Raw genomic sequence first — 19,348 nt, forward strand, 5'->3', positions numbered from 1 at the left:
CTCCCAGGAGATGACAACGTTGTCAGAAGCGGACCTTTGGTCAGGCCCTCGGTCCGGTCAGCAGCTTTCCACCTCGATGGGCGTTTGAGAAGCCCTCAACCGGCCGCTTCGCGCAGTAACCGGGCAGCGTCACTGACAGCGTTGTCGGCGAGATTGCCGTATCCGAGTACCAGCGCGGGCTCGCCGGGAGCCACGCGGTAGCCGTCGAGGTCCGCCACCTTGACGCCGGTTTCCGCGGCCTTGCGCACCACCGCGCCGGCGTCGCGCTCCAGGTGCAGCACGAGGTGCAGCCCGGCCGCGACGCCGGAAAGCCGCGCGGGCCCGAGCGCCTCGACGAGCCGGTCGCGCCGCGCGCGGTACCGCAGCCGCGCGGCCCGCAGGTGCCGGTCGTAGCCGCCGCTCTCGACGAACGCGGCGAGCGCGAGCTGGTCGACCACCGGCGGCGCGTGACCCTGGACCGTCCACTGTGGAGGGAGGGCGACCCAGCCGAGCCCGAGCGCCGGGCTGAGCGTCTTGCTGACCGAGCCGAGCAGCGCGACCCGCGCCGGATCCATGCCCTGGACGGTGCCGACCGGCCGCCGGTCGTACCGGAACTCGGCGTCGTAGTCGTCCTCGAGGATCAGCCCGTCGACGTCCCGCGCCCAGGTGAGGAGTTCGGCACGCCGTCGCGGCGAGAGGACGGTGCCGGTGGGGAACTGGTGCGCCGGCGTGACGAGCACGGCCCGCGTCCCGCGCGGGATCCGTCCGGGATCGATACCTTCTTCATCGACCGGCACCGGGTCGATCGTCATCCCGGTCGCCGCGGCCGCGTGCCGCAACCGCGTCCAGCCGGGATCTTCCACGGCCAGCCGCGTGACGCCGTTCTCTTGCAGGGCCCGGCAGACGCGGGTCACGCCGTCCGTGACGCCGCCGCAGATCACGACGTCGTCCGTTTCGGCGCCCCGGACCCGCCGCAGGTACCCGGCGAGGGTGGTGCGCAGCCGCGGGTGACCGGCCCGGTCGGGGAGCCCGAAGTCGGCGTGCGGCGCGGTGGTGAGCACCCCGCGCACGGCGTCCGCCCACCGCTGCCGCGGGAAGTGCCGCAGGTCGGGCAGTCCGGGCGCGAGGTCGTACCGCGGCGGCGGCGCTTTCCTCGCGGGGGCTTTCGGCGGCGGTTCACTCGCGACGCGGCGCACGCGGGTGGCCGACCCGGTGCGCCCGTCGAGGTAGCCCTCGGCGACGAGCTGGGCGTAGGCCTGGGTGACGACCCACCGCGAACAGCCGAGGTCGGCGGCGAGCTGCCGGCTGGGCGGCACGGCGACGCCGTCGTCGAGCCCGCGGATCGCCCGGCGCAGGGCGCGGGCGAGCCGGTCGTGCTTTGGTCCTGGCCCGCTCAGGTCCAACAGGACGTCCCAATTGGTCTGTGATCCAGCCACAGGATTGGACTGTAGTACCGGACCGATTCTTGGTTAGCGTTTTCGGTATGAAGAAGGTGGAACTGGGCCGGACCGGGCAGCAGGTGAGCCAGGTGTCGCTGGGCTGCATGACGATGGGGACGTCGACGGACGAACAGACCTCGGCGCGGATCCTGGACGCCTACCTCGACGCCGGCGGCGACTTCCTGGACACGGCGAACTGCTACTCGTGGTGGGCGGGCCCTTCGTTCACCGGCGGCGAGAGTGAAGCTCTCCTCGGCCGTCTCCTGAAGGGCCGCCGGGACCGCGTTTTCCTGACGACGAAGGTGTCGGCGCAGCCCACGGACCTCCCGGCGGCGCGCGCGGCGGCCCGCCCGGACGGCACGACGGACTGGGAAGCACGGGAGCGCACGTACGAAGGGGCGAGCGCCGCGGTGATCCGGCGTTCGGTGGAGGAAAGCCTGCGGCGCTTGGGAACGGACCACATCGACCTGTACTACATCCACGTCGACCTCCGGCGTGAGCCGCTGGAAGAGACACTGTCCGCTTTGGACACTCTGGTGCGCGACGGCAAGGTCCGTTACACGGGCTGGAGCAACGTCCGCACGTGGCGCCTGGAGCAGATCCACACACTGGCGTTGACCCACGGGTGGTCACCGCCGGTGGCGGTCCAGGTCCAGCACTCGTACCTGCGCCCGACCGGCGGCGACACGTCGTCCATCGCGGGCGGCGAGCTACTGGACTGGCTGGCGGCGCACTCGGACGTCTCCCTCGCGGCGTACTCCGCTTTGCTGCGCGGAATTTACGACGACGCGGCCTATCGCGAATCCACGCCGGTGTGGCGCGCGTACGCCGGACCGGATTCCGAGGCGCGGCTGGCCGCGGTGGCCAAGGTGGCGTCATCGTTGGGGGCGACGGGCAACCAGGTGGCGCTGGCTTGGTTGCTTCACAAGGGAGTGATCCCGCTGATCGGCCCGCGCACCTGGGAACACTACGTTTCGATCGCCCCGGCGTTCACTTTGGAGCTTTCGGACGAGCAGCTGTCCATATTGGACAACGCGTAGGAGAGCAGCGCGGCGATGCTCGGCTTGTGCTCGTCGCGCCGTCGCCAGGTCATGGTGACGGTCGTCGTCTCGCCCGCCAGCGGCACGGCGACCGCCCCCGGGTGGTCGACGACGGCGGGCACGATCCCGCACCCCATCCCGGCGGCCACACACCGCGCGAGCGCGGCGAGGCTGCCGACCTCGGTGTCGACGACGGGCCCGTCGAGCCGGTCGAGCATCTCCCGGAAGCCGCAGCCCTGCGGGGTGGCCAGGAAGCCGACTCCGCGGAGATCGCTCGTCCGGATTTCTTCTTTGCCCGCCAAGGGATGCGCGGGCGGAACGATGACAACCAGTGGCTCGTCACCGAGCGTCGCACTGGCGAGCGCGGGATCGTCCGGCGCGTCCCCGAAGGTGAAGCAGACGTCCATTTCGGACGTTCGCACGGCTTGGTAGAGCTCGCCGCGTCCACCTTCCTTGAGGGAGAGCCGCACGCGCGGCCACCGGTCCCGGTAGGCGCTGAGGAGCCCGGGCATCCGGTGCGCACAAAGGGTTTCGAGTGCGCCGACGGTCAGGTCGCCCTCAGGTTCACCGCGTTCTTCGTCCACGGCGGCCTTGGCTTCCTCGACGAGCGATAGCACCTGACCGGCGTACCCGACCAGCCGTTCCCCGGCGGCGGTGAGCCGCAGCCGTCGACCGCGTTCGAAGAGCTTCGACCCGAGCTCGGCCTCGAGGGCCTGGATCTGTTCAGTGACGCTGGACTGCGCGTAGTGCAGCTCGGCCGCGGCGTGGGTGAAGTTGAGCGTCCGCGCGACGACGCGGAAGGTGCGCAGGTGGCGCAGTTCCATGGTGTCCCCCATCGGAGTTCCCGATACTCGTCATCGTAACTCCCTGCTTCCGTCGTTGTCACGGAGCGTCCAGGGTTGGGGTGTGGCAAGACTCCTCATCGGCCTTTCCCTGGGCTACTTCCTGGTCATGCTGGACACGACGATCGTGACGGTGGCGCTCCCGTCGCTGTCGTCCTCGTTGGCGGCGCAGCAATGGATTTCGAACGGCTACACGCTGACGTTCGCGGCGTTCCTGCTGACGGCGGGAGCGTGGTCCGACCGCTTCGGCGCCCGCCGGATGTTCTTCACGGGCCTGATCTCGTTTGCGGCGCTGTCTCTGTTGTCGGCGCTGTCGGTTTCCGCCGCGATGCTGATCGCCTTGCGAGCGTTGCTGGGAGTCGCCGGAGCGCTGTTGGCGCCTTCGTCGCTGTCCCTGATCACCGCGGCGTACCCGGCACCGGCGTCGCGCGCGAAAGCGATGGGGGTGTGGGCGGCGCTGAGCGGAACAGGCCTGGTGGCGGGCCCGTTGCTGGGCGGCGTCCTGACGGAGGCGTTCGGCTGGTGGGCGATCTTCCTGGTGAACGTCCCGGTGGCCCTGATGGCCCTGGCTCTGTCTTTCGCGGCCCCACGCACGCCGGCTCGCCCGACCCGCACTGATCTGACCGGCCAGCTCTCGGCAATAGTCGCTTTGTCGACACTGACATACGCGCTGGTGGAGCACGCTTGGTGGGCCTTGGCGCCGACGGCGCTGGCAGCGGCGGTGCTGGTGATCTCCCAGCGTCGCCCGGTCGCCATGCTCCCGCCAGGTCTGGTCTCCCGAAACCTCCTGGCGGGCGCGATCGTGAACTTCGGACTGTCGGGAGTGCTGTTCGTACTGTCGCTGTATTTCCAGGAGACGCGCGGCTATTCCCCATCGGCGACGGGCTTGGCATTCCTCCCGCTGACGATCCCCACGGCGTTCAACCCGATCTTCACCGGCCGCTTGGTGGCCCGAATCGGACCCCGCACCCCAGCGGTGTCCGGCTTCCTCCTGATGGCGCTGGGCACGCTGCTTCAAGCGTTCGCCCCGGCGTTGTCGGTGGTGGCGTTGGCCGCACTGGGATTCGGGGTCTCGCTGGCCATCCCAGCACTGCTGACCGCAGTGGTCGGCTCAGCCCCACCAGAGCTGGCCGGCACCGCGGGAGGGGCGTTGAACGCATCCCGCCAGACGGGCGCGGCCTTGGGCGTGGCGATCCTGGGAGCCCTGGCACCCACAGGCTGGGCCCTCCCGGTCGCCGCAGCGGCACTCGCAGCCGGCGCGGCGATCGTGTCCACTTTTTAGCCCGTTTTTGGACATTCCCGCGGTTATTGGCCACTTTTTTGTCCTGGTGCCGCACTGTTCGGCCTGCTTATCATCGTCCGCGTGCCGGGATACGAGTACGACGTGTTCATCAGCTACAGCCGTCATGGAAGTGCGCCGAAGTGGCTGAAGAACCATTTCTACCCGAAGGTCGAAGACTGTCTGACCGACCATATGACATCCACGCCGAAGATCTTCATGGACAAGGCCATGGAACGCGCGGTCGACTGGCCGGCCGCGCTGGAAAGAGCCTTGCGTCGTAGCAGGATCATGATTGCCGTGCTCACGCCACGCTACTTCGAGTCGGCGTGGTGCATGGCGGAGCTGCGGAGCATGCGTGCCCGGGAACGGCAGCTCGGCCTGGCCAGTTCCGAGCGGCCGCAAGGACTGATCTATCCGATCTTGTATTCGGATTCCGAAAACTTCCCGGAAGAGGAGGGCCTTCGGCGCTCTTGGTGGGATTTCAAAAAGCTTTCGATGCCTGAGCCTGTCTTCCAGGAAAGCCGGGACTGGCCCATGTTCCACCACACCGTGCTCGAGCTCGCGAAGGACCTGTCGGAACTGATCAAGCAGGTGCCGCCGTGGCAGTCCGACTGGCCGGACGTCGAGCGTCCCGATCCGGTTCTGATGCCGGCGCCGCCGATTCCGAGGTTCGGATTATGACCGGGACTGTCGTGACGTTCTACTCCTACAAGGGCGGCGTCGGGCGCAGCTTCACGCTGGCCAATGTCGCCGTTCTCCTCGCGCGGTGGGGGCACCGGGTGCTCGCTGTCGACTGGGACCTGGAAGCGCCGGGCCTCCACCACTACTTTCGATCGCTGCTGCCGATGACACCCCGCGGAGGGGTGATCGACCTCGCCGACGACTTCCTGGCCGGTGCTGAGCGGCCGAACAGCCATGCGGTCCCGTTGGACTTGACCGGGGACGGCTCGGTGGCACTGCTGGCCGCGGGCCGCGACGACCCGGGCTACACGAGCCGAGTGCAGGCCCTCGACTGGGAGGCCCTGTACCGCCAGGGTTTCGCCGAGTTTCTGGAGCGGTGCCGCGCCGAATGGACCGAAGACTACGACTTCGTGCTGATCGACAGCCGGACGGGCATTTCGGACAGCGCCGGCATCTGCACCGCACACCTGCCCGACTGGCTGGTGTTGCTGTTCACAGCCAACCAGCAGAGCGTCGATGGCGTCGTGGACATCGCTCGGCGTGCGGACGTCGCTCGCGACCGCCTGCCCTATGACCGGCCATCACACCTCGTATTGCCGATCCTGTCCCGGCTGGACAACCGGGTGGAGTACGAACGAGCCGAAGCGTGGCAGGAACGGTGCGCCGAAGCCACTGCGTCGTTGTACCGGAACTGGCTGGACAAGAGTGTGCTGCAGGAGCTCATGCTCAGGCACACAACGGTTCCCTATGTGTCCTATTGGAGCTTCGGTGAGCAGTTGCCGGTGCTTGAAGAGCTTTCGCCTTCGGCGGACCAGGTTTCGTTCTCGCTCGAGACGGTCGCGGCGGTGCTCGCACACCAGTTCGACCGCACTGCGCTGCTCGCCGACAACCGGGACGCGTATGTTGCCGCGGCACGCTCGCACCGCCGTTCGTACAGCCTCGACCTGCTGGTATCGAGCCCACGTCCAGCACAGCGGACGGCAATCCAGCTCATCAAGGAACTGACGGCGCTCGGTCTGCGGGTCGACCGGTCGATGTCCGGTGATCCCGAATTGCTCGAACAGAGCAGTGACCCAGCCGAGCACTTGTGCCTCGTCGTCGACGGCGAGGTAAGTCGTTGGCAGGCTACGGAGGCTGAGCGCTTCCTCCGGCACGCTCTCGACGCTGGTGACCGGCAGCTGTTCTGCGTGTTGACAGGCCGGACGGACCGGGAGCGGCTGCCGTCGTTCCTGAAGAACCTCCGATTGTTCGAACTGGACGTGACCTCGCGGCCTCCGCAGGTGGCGCAACAGCTCCACGACATCATCACGAACGGATCGCCGCGCCGCGCCGACACCGGCCAAGCGGTGTTGCAGCAGGCTGCGGCCGCGCTGCGCAAGGTGCCCGAGGAGCTGGCACACCACGGACGCTGGGCGATCGTCGAGCAGACCGTGCACGACATGACCACGGCGCTGGACGACGGTGATGTGCCGTCTCTCAAAGACTTGACGGTCGATCTGGAGTTGCTGAACGACGTCCGTGCGAACGGTGCCCACTTCGGGCCGCCGTTCGGGCTGCGCGGGCAGATCGACGCATTGATCGCCCGGCTCGACCGTCGGATCGGCGTGTTCACCAAGTGAGGAGCGAGGAATGGTGGATAAGTACGGACCACAAGAGCGGGCGGCGCTCCTGGTGCTGCTGGTCGAAGGAAGGGCGATTCCGAACCCGGAACTCAGGAAGGTGCACGGAATCGAGCTGACTCCGGCCGGCCGCGCCAAGCTGAACAAGGACGGCCTGCTTGTGACCCGGCCGGGCAGGCCGCTGGTCCATGAGATCACCTCGGCTGGGGAGAACTGGTGTGAAGAGGCACTGGCGACGATCGAGACACCGGCGAGGGTAAGTGCGCTGGCTCGGGTGGGCTTCGAGTGGCTCCGGAGCATCGCGTGTTATCTGCGGGACGAGAAGATTCCCCTTCGCTCTGTACTGAACGGGAACGGCGGCGGCCTCGAGGCCATGATTCGTGCCGCGTACAGGGAACTCTCGGATGAGCCGCAGGACTGGGTGCGGCTGGCCAAGCTGCGTCCCAAGCTGAACGGCGCCGGCCGGAAAGAGGTCGACGAAACGCTGCTCGCCATGACCAGGACGGGGCTGGTCCATCTCGCGCAGTCCGCCAATCGCAAGGCCCTGTCCGAGGACGACCACGCCGCCGCCATCCGGATCGGCAGCGAGGACAAGCATCTCGTGGCGATCGAGGAATCATGACCGGGGAACTGCGTCAGGCGCTCGCCGCCGTGCGGTTCAACTCCGCCGAGACCCCGGATGACGTCTGGACCGTGTCGCCGTTCCACGTCGAAGGGCTGCACACGAGAGCTGAGCAGCGCATCCACGCGAGCATGTCCGATGCGAAGGCCAGCCGGGGGCCGAGTCCGGTCGGGCTCACCTTGCAGGGACAGAAAGGAGTCGGCAAGACGCATCTGCTGGGGAGGATCAGGCAGGCCGCGCAACGAGACGGTGGTTACTTCTTCCTGATCGATCTCACCACCGGTGCCGCGTTCTGGGAGGACGTCGCTCGCGCGATGCGCGGCGAACTGCTGCGCAAGGACGACAACGGTGAGCTCCAACTGAACAAGCTGCTGCAGAGGTTGTGCGAGGCCGCAGAGGTGTCCGAGCCGGTGGCCGCAGCGATCCTCGGCCGCACGTCGCTCACCGCCGACGACCTGCACGGGTTCGTCGGGGCCTTACGTCGGGTTGACGCCCAGGTCGCAGTCGAGTGCGCGGATACGATTCGTGCACTTGTGCTCTACGCGGCTCTCGACAGCAAGCAGATGAAGATCGGAACCGACTATCTGACGGGTCTGGCGGAGGCGGTTGAGGGCGAGCGGCAAGTTTGGAACGTACATCCGCGGCCGAAGTCACACCGGACGCTCGTCAAGGATATCTCGCGGGTGCTCGCGCTCACCGGGTACAGCGTGGCCGCGATCGACCAGCTCGACTCCTTGGTCAACAAGGCGAACTCCGCGTTCGGTGAACAGGTGGACGCGGAGACAGCCGGCGAGCTCACCCTGATCGCCGACGGGTTGATGCAGCTGCGCGAGACGACACGACGCACTCTGTCGCTCGTCGCGTGTTTGCCCGACACCTGGGACAAGCTCAACTCCGTGATCACCAGCACGGTCTCCGACCGATTCATGAGGACCCCGCTCCTGGGTGCCATCGCCGACCCGCAGCTCGGTAAGGCTCTGGTGGCGAAGTGGCTGGCTACGATCTACGACCGCAAAGGGTTCGTGCCACCGCACTCCACCTGGCCGGTCGCGCCCGGCGCGTTCGGCCAAGCTTGGCAGACCTACACCCCGAGGCAGCTGCTGAGGAGGGTGCAGGAGCACGCCGAAGCTTGCCTGAACGGGAAGATCCACGAGCTCGAATCCTTCGCGGAGGCGAAGGTCGAGCCGGTCGAGCCGCCCCGGCCGGTCGATTCGGAGCCGGACTACTTCGCGGAGTTCGACCGGCAGTTCCAAGAGCTGTGGAAGAGCGCCGACGTGAACGCGGCGCTGAACCAGCACACCGAGGACGACATCATGCCCGAGCTGCTGCACGCGGGCTTGTGGTCGTGGATCACCGAGGTCGGCAACGACGACCAGTCGTGGGCGACCGAGCCGCCCCCCGACGGCGGTGTTCAGCTCCACGCGGGGTTGCGACGGGTGTTGAACGAAGAACGGGACATCGCCGAGCGCTGGGCGTTCCGTGCTATCGCGCCCCGGCACGGCAACGGGATCCTGCGCCGGATCCGGGATGCCAAGGAGGCCGCCGGTATCCGCGACGGTGTGCGCAACCGGCACCTGGTGCTGATCCACCACGGCACAAAAGGCTGGACCGGTGGCAAAACCCGAGTGCTGGTCGGTGATCTGGCTCGAGTGGGCAGTCCGCGGGTCGAGATCAAAGATGACGATGTCAGGACGTTCTGGGCGCTCAGGCAGCTGCTCACCAAGCAGAGCTTCGAGCTGCTGAACTGGCTCGTTGCCCGGAAACCGGCCAGCCGGACCGGTCTGCTGCGGCAGATTCTCCCCGACTCCGGACAGAGCCGCAGCAATCAGCGGGAGACCCGCCCTCCGCCGGAATCGCCGAAAGTACAAGCTCCGAAGGCGACCGAGCAGGAGCCCGCTGCGAGGCGGCAGTTGCAGCCGGAACCGGTGGCACACCAGGAGAACGCTTTCACTCTCGGCCTCGACGGTGAGATCCGCATCGAGCTCGAGTCCCTCCGCAAGCACGCCGTGATCTTCGCCGGTTCCGGCACCGGCAAAACCGTCCTCCTCCGCAGGATCATCGAGGAGTGCGCCCTCCACGGGGTTTCCGCCATCGTGCTTGATCCGAACAACGACCTCGCGCGGCTCGGGGATGCCTGGCCGCAGGCACCCGACGGGTGGCGGGCCGGGGACGCCGACAGTGCCGCCGACTACCTCGCGCACACCGAAGTTGTCATCTGGACTCCCGGACGCGCCGGGGGGCGGCCGCTCAGTTTCCACCCCCTGCCGGACTTCGCCGGCGTTCGGGACGACGAAGACGAGTTCACCGCCGCTGTCGAGGCGGCTGTGGCGCGGCTTGTGCCGCACGCCCGGCTGAGTGGCAGCACCAAAGGCGCCCTTCGTGGGCAGGCCGTCCTCCGCGAGGCGCTCACGCACTTCGCGCAGCAGGAGTCGCGCAGCCTGTCCGGGTTCGTCGACCTGCTCGCCGACCTGCCCGTCGGGGTCAGCAAGCTCGCCACCGGCACGAAGACCGCCGCCGACCTGGCCGAGACGTTGCGGGCCGCGATGGTCAACGATCCGCTGCTCGGCGGGAGCGGTGAACCGGCCGATCCCGCCGTGCTGCTGACGCCGTCGCCGGGCAAACGGGCGCGGATCTCGGTCGTCAGCTTTGTCGGGTTGGCCTCCGAAGAGCAGCGGCAGGGCTTTGTCAGCCAGCTGCAGCTGGAGGTGTTCGCCTGGATCAAGCGCCACCCCGCGGCCGACCGGCCGCTCGGCGGGCTGTTCGTCATGGACGAGGCCCAGACGATCGCCCCGTCCGGGAGCCGGACGGCCAGCACCCAGAGCACCATCCTGCTCGCGTCGCAGGCCCGCAAGTACGGGCTCGGCCTGCTGCTCGCGACCCAGGCGCCGAAAGGCCTGCACAACCAGGTCACCGGCAACGCGACGACGCAGTTCTTCGGCCGGCTGAACAGCCCGGCCCAGGTCGCCGCGGCGAACGAGATGGCGAGGGCCAAGGGCAGCACCGTCGGGGACATCTCGCGGCTGGAACGCGGGCAGTTCTACGTCACCGGCGAGACCTTCGGGTTCCGCATCATGCGGGCCCCGCTGTGCCTGAGCCACCACCCACCCAGCCCGTTGCGCCTGGAAGAGGTACTCGACCGGGCCCGCGACGGTCGCTGACGGAGAAGGCCGCGTTCCGAGGGGGAACGCGGCCTTCTTTGTGCGTTGACCGTTTCCCACCGCAGCGGGAAACGGTCAACTCCTTGTTGTCGAATAGCGCATGACGAATCCTGGTTGCAGGGCGCGGAAATACCGCGAAAGCCCTGAACAATCACCCTCTCCAAGGAGGATTCGCCATGTCCAAAAAGCTGGCCAAAATCGGTGGTCCGATCCTCGCCCTCTGCATCCTCGCGGCGGCCCCGGTGATCGGCGCGACCTCGGCGTACGCGGACGGCGACGGTGGCACCCCGCCGCCGCCCACCACCAGCACGCCGCCCCCGGCGGGCACCAACGGCAACCCCTGGCACGGCTGACGCGTCACCGGGCCGGCCGTGCCGGGTTCACGGCCGGTCCGGTAATTGCGTATAGGACTCGAAAATGGTGTACTCGGAGGTGGCAGGAATGGAGGTCCGCATGGCCGGGACATTCGGCGCGCAGTTGCGGGAATGCCGGGCTTCGGCCGGGATCTCGATGGGGGAACTGGCCAGGCGGGTCAACTACAGCAAGAGTTACATCAGCAAGATCGAAAACGACCTCAAACCGCCGAACGCGACGCTGGCCCGGCTCTGCGACCGCGTGCTGGACGCCGGCGGCGCGCTCGTCGACTCGGCGCAGGAGGTGATAGCGCGGAGCCGGGCCGCCAACACCCTGGACCGCCGCCAGATGCTCGCCGGCGCGGGCGGGGCGGTGCTCGGCATCGCGCTGTCCGGCGGCCCGAGACCGATCCTCGACGACCACGTCGTCACCGGGCTGCGCGCGTCCTTCGAGCACCTGCGCACGCTCGGCATGCAGACCAGCCCCGCGGTGATCCTCGAATCCGTCGTCACCCAGACGCACACCGTGCACGGCCTGGCGCGGGGCAACCCGGAGCCGGTCCGGACACGCCTGCTGCTGCTCGCCGCGCGGATGGCCGAGTACACCGGGTGGCTGAGCCAGGAAGCCGGCCACGAGCAGGACGCGCTGAAGTGGACGCGCCACGCCGCGGAGCTGGGCCGGGCCGCCGGAGACCGGGAAATCGCGAGTTACGCCTACGTCCGGGAGGCCGGGCTCGCGTTGTACCGCCAGGACGCGCTCGGCACGATCGGCCTCGCCCAGCAGGCGCAGAAGCTCGGCCGCGCCGGGTCGCGGACGTACGGCCTGGCCGCCCGCCGCGAAGCGCAAGGCCACGCGCTGGCCGGCGACCGCGACGCCTTCGAACGCGCGATGGACCGCGCCACGGAGTCCACTGTGGACACTGGAGCCGACGGGTACCCGGTGCTCGGCTCGACCGCGCCGGATCCGCTTGCGCTCGCCCGCGGCTGGTCGCTGGCCGATCTCGGCCAAGCCGGTGAAGCGGCAACGCTGCTGGGTGACGAGCTTGCCCGCGTCCCGATCGGCAATCGCCGCACCCGGGCGAGGTTCGGCGTCCGCCGGTCACTCGCCCACGCGCTGGACGGCGAGATCGACGAAAGCTGCCGGACGCTGGCCGAGACGATCAACGACGTCTCGCAGGTCGACTCCGCGACCGTGCGCACCGACCTGCGGGAGCTGGGCCGCTGCCTGAGCCGCTGGCGCGGCCACCACACCGTCCGCGAGATCTACCCCGAGCTCAGCCGCGTCCTGCACCGGCCCTGACGTCACCGCAGGCACACCCCAAAGCGGCGCGCTCGGCACGCACCTGAACCGCCTCGGGCAGATCAAGCTCGGCGAACTGCGTTTCGGCGGACGCCCAATGCGTCACAGCTTTTTCGTGCGCACCCATCGCATGCAACGTCTTGGCGACGTCGTGGTGCGCGCGAGCCTCATAAGCGCGGTTCCCATGGCCCGCGGCCAGGTCCAGTGCCGACTTGCCGGCGTTGAGCGCGTCCCGATGCGCGCCCTGGGCGAACGCCGTTGCGCCGCGGTCGAGGTAGAGCTGGGTGCGCAGGTCGGCGTCGGGCACGTTCGCCGCCACCTCGCGGGCCTTGTCGTGGTAGCGCACGGCGTTCGTGAACCGGCCCTGCTGGCGGTGGACGTTGCCGATGTTGTTGAGCGCGTACGCCTCGACGCAGTGGTCGCCGACCTCGGCCGCGTGGCCGTGCGCCTCCGTGTAGCTGGCCAGTGCCTCCGTGAGCAACCCCAGTTTTTCCTGCGCGGCACCGAGGTTGTTCAGCGCGTGCGCGACGCCCTGGATGTGCCCGACCTCGCGCAGCATCCGCGCGGCCGCCGCGTTCTGCTCCAGCGCCACGGCGAAGTTGCCGTGCTGCTCGTTGAGGTACCCGAGCATGCTCAGCGCGTGGGCCTCGCCCCGCCGGTCCTCGGTCTGCTCGTACTTCTCGCGCGCGGCCTCGAGGTGGGCCATCGCCTGGTCGTGGCGGCCCAGCTCCATCGTCGGGATGGCGAGCGCGCACAACGTCGCCGCCTCACCCCGGACGTCACCGAGGCGGCGCCACTTCGGCAGGGCCTGGGCCGCGAGTTCGAGGGCTTCGGACAGCTGCCCGCGCCGGTCGTTCGCGGTCGCCAGCCGCAGCAGCACGTGTGCCTGGCCGTAGTTGTTGCCCGCGTCGGCGGCGACGGTCTCCCACGCGAGCTCGAGCGTGCCGATCCAGTCCTCGAACTGGTTCGTCGTGTTGAAGTACCGCCACAGCAGCACCGCCAGCCGCCAGGTGTGCTCGGGCAGCTCGTGCTTGGCGGCGTACCGGATCGCGGCGACGAGGTTGTCGCGCTCGGCGACGATCCACCGCAGTCCGGCCGCGGGGTCGGCGAACACCGGCGTCACCAGGGAAGTCCGGTCCGTCTCCGGCAGCTGAGCCCGGTCGAACGGATAAGCGGCGCCGACCGCGGCCGCCAGCGTGACCAGGTAGAAGTCGAGCAGCCGCACCAGCGCCTGCCGGGACGCCGGCTCGGCGCCGGCGAACTCCTTGAGCGGGTCGAGCATCAGGTACCGCTCGGGCGCGGCCTCCTCCAGGAGGCTGACCTCGTGCAGGTCGTCGAGCAGCGACCGGGCCTCACCGACGTCGCAGCCCGCGAGGGCCGCGCCGCCGGTGACGTCGACATCCGGCCCCGGCAGGCTGCCGAGCAGCCGGAACATCACCCGCTGCGGCTCCCCGAGCTGCTGGAACGACACCCGCACGGCGGCGATGCCGTCGTCCTCGCCCCACGGCCCGCTCTCTTCGAGCAGGTGGAGCAGGTGCTCCAGCGGCCATCCGCTGTGCCGCCGGAAAAGCGCGGCGGCGACTCGGATCGGCATCGGCAGGTACCCGCACCGCTTGACGACCTCGGCGACCGCGGCCGCCCGGCCGCGCACCCGCTGCGGCTCGGTCAGCGCGTGGAACAGGTCGACGGCTTCTTCGGGTGAAAGCGGGGAAAGCCGGACGGAGTCGCCGGTGTCGGCGTCGCCCATCCGGCGGCTGGTGACGACGGCGAGGCAGCCGTCCGCCTCGGGCAGCAGCGGCCGGATCTGCTCGGGTGTCGCGGCGTTGTCCAGCACGATCATCGTGCGCGTGCCCCACAATGTCGTCTGGTAAAGCGTGGCCTTCCGGCCGACGGTGGCCGGGATCTGCTCGGCCGGCACGCCGAGCTCGACGAGCAGTTCGGTGAGCGCGTCGCCGACGCTCGTCTGGGCCACTCCCGGCGTGAAGCCGTTCAGGCGGGCGAGGAGCTGGCCGTCGGGGAACCGGTCGCGCAGGCGATGGGCGGCCTCGATCGCCAGCCCGGACTTGCCGACGCCGGGGGCGCCGCTGACCCAGACCGCGCGGCGCCCGGTCGCGGCGGCCGTCTCGATCGCCGCGAGCTCGGCCGCGCGGCCGGTGAACCCGCCGGGCCGCGACGGCAGTGAGCTCGGCGGCTCGCCGTGCTCGGCCCGCGCGGCGAGGTTGCGCAGCACCGGACCCGGCTCCATCCGCAGCTCGGCGAGGGCGTCGCGGGTGCCGTTGAAGACGCGCAGCGCGCCGACCCGGTCACCGCCGGCGACCAGGGCGCGCATGAGCAGTTCGGCGTGCTTCTGCCCGGCCGGGTCCGAGCGGACGAGCGGCCGCAGCCGGTCACGCGCCGAGCGGTGGTCGCCGGTTTCCAGCTCCAGCTCGGCCAGGTCACCGACGGCGTCGGGCAGGCTCTCCTCGGGGAAGACGACCTCCGGGCCGCCGACGCGATCGATGTCGATGTCCTCGAGGAAGGTCCCGCGCCACAGGCCGACGGCTTCCCGCAGCAGCTCGATCTTCCGCCGCGGGTCGTCGGTGCGCCCGGCTTCGGCGCGGAGCCGGGCGAACCGGATGGTGTCGAGCTGGGCGTCGCCGATCCGCAGCAGATACCCGGTGGGCGTGGTCTCGATGGTGACGTCGGTGTCCTGAACGACGTCGCGAAGGCGTTTGATGTAGCCGCGCACCAGGGTCGGCTTGGTTTCCCGGCCGGTCCAGACGATCTCGGTGAGCCGCGCGGTCGACACCGGCTTGTTCGCGTTCAGGAGCAGCACGACGAGGACGAACCGCTGCTGCTGGTCGCCCAGCGGCACCGGGACGCCGTCGTGCCACGCCTCCAGCGGGCCGAGCATCCGAAACTCCACGCAGCCTCCCCGGCCGTCAGCTTGCTGTCCGTGATTGACATCGCGCAATCGGCCGTAAGGGTTTCGAAAATCCGCATTTCTTCCACGTTCGATACACACCGGCTTGCCACCCTGCACCGGTGAACCAGGGGCGTGAAGGAGAAACCGGAATGGGGTCCGATGTGTTGCCGTGCTACGTCGCTTGTGATGTGTCGCTTTCGATGGCCGACCACATCGACGAGCTGAACACCGGGTTGCGGGAGTTCCGCGGCGCGGTGCACGCCGACGCGTCGGTCACCGGCCGGGTCCTCTGCAGCGTGGTCGGTTTCGGGGAGACACCGCACGTGGTGCAGTCGCTGCTGCCGATGGACGACCTCGCCGAGCTCCCCGCGCCCCGCGCGTGCGCCGGCACCAACTTCGGACCGGCGTTCACGTTCCTGCGCGAGGTCATCGACGGCGACGTCGGCGCGCTGGAGAAGCACCGGATGCGGGTGCGCCGCCCGGTCGTGTTCTTCCTGTCCGACGGCCAGCCGACCGACCCGGTGACCTGGCCGGCGGCGTTCGCGACGCTCGACGACCCGGCGTGGGCGCGCCGCCCGCACGTGGTCGCGTTCGGCGTCGGCGACGCGGACGAGGACGCGCTCGGCCGCATCGGCACCTACCGCACCTACCTCGGCCGCGACGGCGTCCGCATGGGAACCGCGCTGATCGCGTCGGTGATGCACGTTCTGTCCACTTCCCGTCCACCGGCCGAACGCACCCTGCGCGGAGAGGAGACGTCATGGAAACGCACTGAAGGAGACCATCGTGGAGCGTTCTGAGCTGGTTCAGGAGCTGAAGACCCTCCGCAAAGGGCGTGGCCTGCAGGGCCGGATCGAGGAACGGGTGGGCCCGGGTCTCCGCACGGCGTGCTCGGTTTCGGAGGAAGACGGCCTGGTGGCGATCCGGAACAAGGTGGCGGGCCGGCTGTCCGAGCTGGCCGCACACCTGCCGGAGGACCTGCGCCTGGCGGCGTTGGCGGCCTTCGCGATCGCCGCGGAGGCCAACCAGCCGCTGTACCAGGACCGCGTCCGCTGGGCCGCGCGCCGCGTCGACCGCGACCCGCGCACGGTCCGCCGACGCGTCGACGAGGCGATCGACCTGCTCGCCGAGCTGGCGGCGGGATCACCGGAGGCCCCGGTCGTTGTGCCGGCCGACCGCTGGCACACGACGTCGCTGGCGGTGGCGATGGTGCTCGACCAGCCGCGGCCGTCGGTGCTGGAGCAACGCAAGATCGTCGCGGACCAGGACGGCCTCCGGTCGCTCGACCTCGCGATCTCCCTCCCCGCCGGGCGCGCGGACCTCGAGGTGACCGTGCTGTACGGCGGCACGCTGGTGGACCGCGGCATGGAGGCGACCGACCGGTGGGGCTACGGCCTGGAGCTGCCCCGGCCGCTGTCACGCGGCGAGTCGTGGGAGGTGGCGATCCTGTTCCGGCCGCCGTCCCTGCGGCCGTACATGGTGTCGGTGCCGCGGCACGCGTGTGACGTGTTCGACCTGCGGGTCCGGTTCGGCCCCGAGCGCCCGCGGGAGGTGTGGGCCCTGGACGGGGCGTTCCAGCGCGACGTGTCCGACTCGGGTTATCGCGGACGCCGCCACGACGTCGACCCGGCGGGGGAGGTGCACCTGCGGTTCCAGCACCTCACCCCGGGAATGGCCTACGGCGCGCGGTGGGCGTGATCAGTCGAGCAGCCGTTGTTCCTTGGCCACCGCGACCGCGCCGGACCGGGTGTCGACGTCGAGCTTGCCGTAGATCCGGCTCAGGTGGGTCTTGACCGTCGCCTCGCTGATGAACAGCGCACGGGCGATCTCGCGGTTGCCCAGGCCCTGCGCGAGCTGCCGCAGGATGTCGCGCTCACGATCGGTGAGCGCGGGCCGCGGGGTGCGCAGCTGCGCCATCATCCGGTCGGCGACCGGCGGCGACACCGCGGTGCGCCCGGCCGCCGCGGCCTCGATCGCGGCGTACAGCTCGTGGGCGGACCCGGCCTTGAGCAGGTACCCGGTGGCGCCGGCCGCGATGGCGCGGGTGATGTCCGCGTCGGTGTCGTAGGTGGTCAGCACGAGGATCCGGGGCGTGCCGGGACCCGTGCGGATCCGCCGGGTCGCCTCGATCCCGTCGATGCCGGCGCCGAGCTGCAGGTCCATCAGCACGACGTCCGGATGCGTGGTGGCCGCGGTCGCGACGGCTTCCTCCCCGGTCGCCGTCTCCGCGACGACCTCGATGCCGTCCGCGCCCGCCAGGAGGGCGCGCAGCCCGGCGCGGACGACGGCGTGGTCGTCGCAGACCAGGACACGAATGCTCATGAGGCAGTCTCCAACGGGATGGCGGCCGAGATCACGGTGCCCTGGCCGGGGGCGGATTCGACGGTGAGGCGGCCGCCGAGCTGCTGCGCCCTGGCCCGCATGGCCGGAAGCCCGTGACCTCGTTCGCCCGGGTCGTTTTCCGTCAGGTGGAACCCCCGGCCGTCATCGGCGACGTCGAGCACGACCTGGTCGTCGAGGTAGGTGAGGGTGAGGACGGCGCGTCCGGCGCCGGCGTGCTCGAGGGCGTTGGCGAGCGCGCCCTGGGCGATCCGGACCAGTGCGGACTCGACGCGCTCGGGCAGCGGCCGCCCGGTTCCATCGACCCGCACCTCGACCGGCAGCTCGGCCTGCCGCCCGGCCACGGCGTGGAGCGCCTCTTCGAGGGTGGCGTCGGCGAGGTCGGCGGGCGCCAGGTCCTGCACGAGCCGGCGTGCTTCCGAAAGGCTCCCGACGCCGACGCGTTGCGCGGACCGCAGGTGTTCGCGGGCCAGCTCGGGCCGGTCCCAGGCCTGGTCGGCGGCCTGCAGCAGCATCGCCTGGCTGGACAGGCCCTGCGCGAGAGCGTCGTGGATCTCCCGGGACACCCGGTGCCGCTCGGCCAGCACGCCCGCCTGCCGTTCGGACTCGCGCAGCCGCTCGGCCTGCCGCCGCATGAAGGTGATCACCGCCGCGGTGACCACGGCGATGGCGATCGGCACGACGGTCAGGTTCGGGTCGAAGCCGTCGGACAGCCGGTTCTGCGAGACGACCACGAGCGCGGTGACCACGGCGACCAGCGCGAGGGCCGGGCCGGTCGGCAGGGTGCGCAGGCCGGTGACGAAGAGCGGGATCGCCGACCAGGCGAAGCTCGGCGCGAGCACCACCAGGACGACCCAGAAGAGCAGGACCACGAGCAGCCAGGCCAGGCCGGGTTTCAACAGCAGGCCCGCGCTGTAGGCGAGGACGAGCGCCGCGGTCAGCGCGATCACCCACGGCGCCAGCGCGGTGCCTTCGTGCCGCGTCAGGAAGCGGACCGCGGAGCCGAGCACCAGCAGGAAGAAGGCCGAGTGCATGGCCGCGGCGAGCCACCGCGTGTCGGTCGTCATGCCGGTTTCCTCCTCTCTCGGCACCAGCGTCAACCGGGCTTGCGGTCCGCGCATCAGCCGATCGGATGACCTCGGTGTCGGCCGGGACGATGACCGGAACGACCTGGTCGCGGGGTGAAGCTGGAGCCATCGAACCCCACGACATCAAGGAGCGCACCATGATCTCGACCCGCACCCGGATCGCCGCCGTTGCCGCCGGTCTCGCCGCCGTTTCGGCGGTCGCGGCCCCGGCCGTCGCGGCTCCCGCGCCGGCCCGGAACCTCGTGCAGACGTCACACCTGACGATCGCCGCCGCGCAGAAGGCGGCCCAGGCGGCGCTGGACGCGGCCACGAAGGCGGGCCAGCACGTGTCGGTGGCGGTGGTGGACCGCGACGGCAACACCGTCCTGACACTGCGCGGCGACGGCGCGGGCCCGCAGTCCTACAGCTCGGCGCAGCAGAAGGCGTTCACGGCGGTCTCGTGGAACGCGAAGACGTCGGAGCTGGTCGGCCGCCTGCAGCAGAACCCGACGCTGAAGGACATCGACGGCACGCTGTTCCTGGCGGGCGCGGTGCCGTTCGCGGCGGGTTCCACCCCGATCGCGGCGGTGGGCGTCGCGGGTGCGCCGTCGGGTGCCCAGGACGAGTCGTTCGCCCAGGCCGGCGTGGATGCGCTGGGCAAGTAACCTCCCTGAAGGCGTCACGGTCGTGGTGAGTGGTTCAGTTCATTCTCTCGCGCAAC

At 70.0% G+C, this 19,348-nt stretch carries 16 protein-coding genes; 11 read left to right on the forward strand and 5 right to left on the reverse strand.

The features are described 5' to 3' along the window. Positions 1–95 precede the first annotated feature (95 nt). Positions 96–1,415: a MocR-like pyridoxine biosynthesis transcription factor PdxR gene (gene pdxR, locus ACZ63E_RS39040; protein WP_465341353.1), complete on the reverse strand. Its 1,320-nt coding sequence runs from the start codon at positions 1,413–1,415 to the stop codon at positions 96–98. A gap of 47 nt (positions 1,416–1,462) precedes the next feature. Between pdxR and ACZ63E_RS39045 the strand changes: the two genes are divergently transcribed. Beyond that, entirely contained in the window at positions 1,463–2,458 is a 996-nt protein-coding gene (locus ACZ63E_RS39045) for an aldo/keto reductase (protein WP_465341354.1), read from the forward strand. Here ACZ63E_RS39045 and ACZ63E_RS39050 read toward each other — a convergent pair. Then, positions 2,386–3,294: a LysR family transcriptional regulator gene (locus tag ACZ63E_RS39050; protein WP_465341355.1), complete on the reverse strand. Its 909-nt coding sequence runs from the start codon at positions 3,292–3,294 to the stop codon at positions 2,386–2,388. The two genes, ACZ63E_RS39045 and ACZ63E_RS39050, sit on opposite strands and share 73 nt — an antisense overlap. A 70-nt stretch (positions 3,295–3,364) precedes the next feature. On the opposite strand from ACZ63E_RS39050, the gene ACZ63E_RS39055 reads away from it, so the two are divergent. The 7 genes from ACZ63E_RS39055 (at position 3,365) to ACZ63E_RS39085 (ending at position 12,315) form a co-directional block, all read left to right on the forward strand. Beyond that, complete coding sequence (locus ACZ63E_RS39055; RefSeq protein WP_465341356.1) at positions 3,365–4,582, forward strand: MFS transporter; 1,218 nt, start codon at positions 3,365–3,367, stop codon at positions 4,580–4,582. A gap of 81 nt (positions 4,583–4,663) precedes the next feature. Then, positions 4,664–5,263, forward strand: a complete 600-nt coding sequence (locus ACZ63E_RS39060; RefSeq protein WP_465341357.1) for a TIR domain-containing protein — start codon at positions 4,664–4,666, stop codon at positions 5,261–5,263. Positions 5,264–5,274: 11 nt separating this feature from the next. Further along, positions 5,275–6,882, forward strand: coding sequence for a CATRA system-associated protein (locus ACZ63E_RS39065; RefSeq protein WP_465341358.1), 1,608 nt, complete (start codon positions 5,275–5,277; stop codon positions 6,880–6,882). Positions 6,883–6,892: 10 nt separating this feature from the next. Beyond that, positions 6,893–7,504 (forward strand): hypothetical protein, encoded by a 612-nt coding sequence (locus ACZ63E_RS39070; protein ID WP_465341359.1) that lies wholly within the window; start codon positions 6,893–6,895, stop codon positions 7,502–7,504. Further along, positions 7,501–10,662, forward strand: a complete 3,162-nt coding sequence (locus tag ACZ63E_RS39075) for a helicase HerA domain-containing protein (RefSeq protein WP_465341360.1) — start codon at positions 7,501–7,503, stop codon at positions 10,660–10,662. The genes ACZ63E_RS39070 and ACZ63E_RS39075 overlap by 4 nt, the downstream gene beginning before the upstream one ends. Before the next feature lie 176 nt (positions 10,663–10,838). Next, a complete protein-coding gene (locus ACZ63E_RS39080; RefSeq protein WP_465302191.1) occupies positions 10,839–11,015 on the forward strand; it encodes a hypothetical protein in 177 nt (58 codons plus the stop codon). Between the two features lie 100 nt (positions 11,016–11,115). Beyond that, positions 11,116–12,315 (forward strand): helix-turn-helix domain-containing protein, encoded by a 1,200-nt coding sequence (locus ACZ63E_RS39085; protein WP_465341361.1) that lies wholly within the window; start codon positions 11,116–11,118, stop codon positions 12,313–12,315. Here the strand turns inward: ACZ63E_RS39085 and ACZ63E_RS39090 are convergent. After that, positions 12,290–15,220: an AfsR/SARP family transcriptional regulator gene (locus ACZ63E_RS39090; RefSeq protein ID WP_465341362.1), complete on the reverse strand. Its 2,931-nt coding sequence runs from the start codon at positions 15,218–15,220 to the stop codon at positions 12,290–12,292. The two genes, ACZ63E_RS39085 and ACZ63E_RS39090, sit on opposite strands and share 26 nt — an antisense overlap. A gap of 149 nt (positions 15,221–15,369) precedes the next feature. Here ACZ63E_RS39090 and ACZ63E_RS39095 point away from each other — a divergent pair, with 149 nt between their 5' ends. After that, positions 15,370–16,020 (forward strand): vWA domain-containing protein, encoded by a 651-nt coding sequence (locus tag ACZ63E_RS39095; RefSeq protein WP_465302197.1) that lies wholly within the window; start codon positions 15,370–15,372, stop codon positions 16,018–16,020. Further along, entirely contained in the window at positions 16,007–16,918 is a 912-nt protein-coding gene (locus tag ACZ63E_RS39100; protein ID WP_465341364.1) for a hypothetical protein, read from the forward strand. The genes ACZ63E_RS39095 and ACZ63E_RS39100 overlap by 14 nt, the downstream gene beginning before the upstream one ends. On the opposite strand, the gene ACZ63E_RS39105 is transcribed toward ACZ63E_RS39100, so the two are convergent. Both ACZ63E_RS39105 and ACZ63E_RS39110 read right to left on the reverse strand, forming a co-directional pair. Beyond that, entirely contained in the window at positions 16,919–17,542 is a 624-nt protein-coding gene (locus ACZ63E_RS39105) for a response regulator (RefSeq protein ID WP_465341365.1), read from the reverse strand. Further along, positions 17,539–18,627: a sensor histidine kinase gene (locus ACZ63E_RS39110; protein ID WP_465341366.1), complete on the reverse strand. Its 1,089-nt coding sequence runs from the start codon at positions 18,625–18,627 to the stop codon at positions 17,539–17,541. Before ACZ63E_RS39110 ends, ACZ63E_RS39105 begins: the two co-directional genes overlap by 4 nt. A gap of 158 nt (positions 18,628–18,785) precedes the next feature. Here ACZ63E_RS39110 and ACZ63E_RS39115 point away from each other — a divergent pair, with 158 nt between their 5' ends. Further along, positions 18,786–19,292, forward strand: a complete 507-nt coding sequence (locus ACZ63E_RS39115; protein ID WP_465341367.1) for a GlcG/HbpS family heme-binding protein — start codon at positions 18,786–18,788, stop codon at positions 19,290–19,292. Positions 19,293–19,348 lie beyond the last annotated feature (56 nt).

It is taken from the genome of Amycolatopsis sp. NPDC104819 (assembly GCF_055583145.1).

Excerpts from the sequence above, each read along its gene's own strand:
- ACZ63E_RS39045 (WP_465341354.1), top strand. The coding sequence starts at position 1,463 with ATGAAGAAGGTGGAACTGGGCCGGACCGGGCAGCAGGTGAGCCAGGTG.
- ACZ63E_RS39105 (WP_465341365.1), bottom strand. The coding sequence starts at position 17,542 with ATGAGCATTCGTGTCCTGGTCTGCGACGACCACGCCGTCGTCCGCGCC.
- ACZ63E_RS39115 (WP_465341367.1), top strand. The coding sequence starts at position 18,786 with ATGATCTCGACCCGCACCCGGATCGCCGCCGTTGCCGCCGGTCTCGCC.
- ACZ63E_RS39085 (WP_465341361.1), top strand. The coding sequence starts at position 11,116 with ATGGCCGGGACATTCGGCGCGCAGTTGCGGGAATGCCGGGCTTCGGCC.
- ACZ63E_RS39070 (WP_465341359.1), top strand. The coding sequence starts at position 6,893 with ATGGTGGATAAGTACGGACCACAAGAGCGGGCGGCGCTCCTGGTGCTG.
- ACZ63E_RS39095 (WP_465302197.1), top strand. The coding sequence starts at position 15,370 with ATGGGGTCCGATGTGTTGCCGTGCTACGTCGCTTGTGATGTGTCGCTT.
- ACZ63E_RS39080 (WP_465302191.1), top strand. The coding sequence starts at position 10,839 with ATGTCCAAAAAGCTGGCCAAAATCGGTGGTCCGATCCTCGCCCTCTGC.
- ACZ63E_RS39075 (WP_465341360.1), top strand. The coding sequence starts at position 7,501 with ATGACCGGGGAACTGCGTCAGGCGCTCGCCGCCGTGCGGTTCAACTCC.
- ACZ63E_RS39110 (WP_465341366.1), bottom strand. The coding sequence starts at position 18,627 with ATGACGACCGACACGCGGTGGCTCGCCGCGGCCATGCACTCGGCCTTC.
- ACZ63E_RS39050 (WP_465341355.1), bottom strand. The coding sequence starts at position 3,294 with ATGGGGGACACCATGGAACTGCGCCACCTGCGCACCTTCCGCGTCGTC.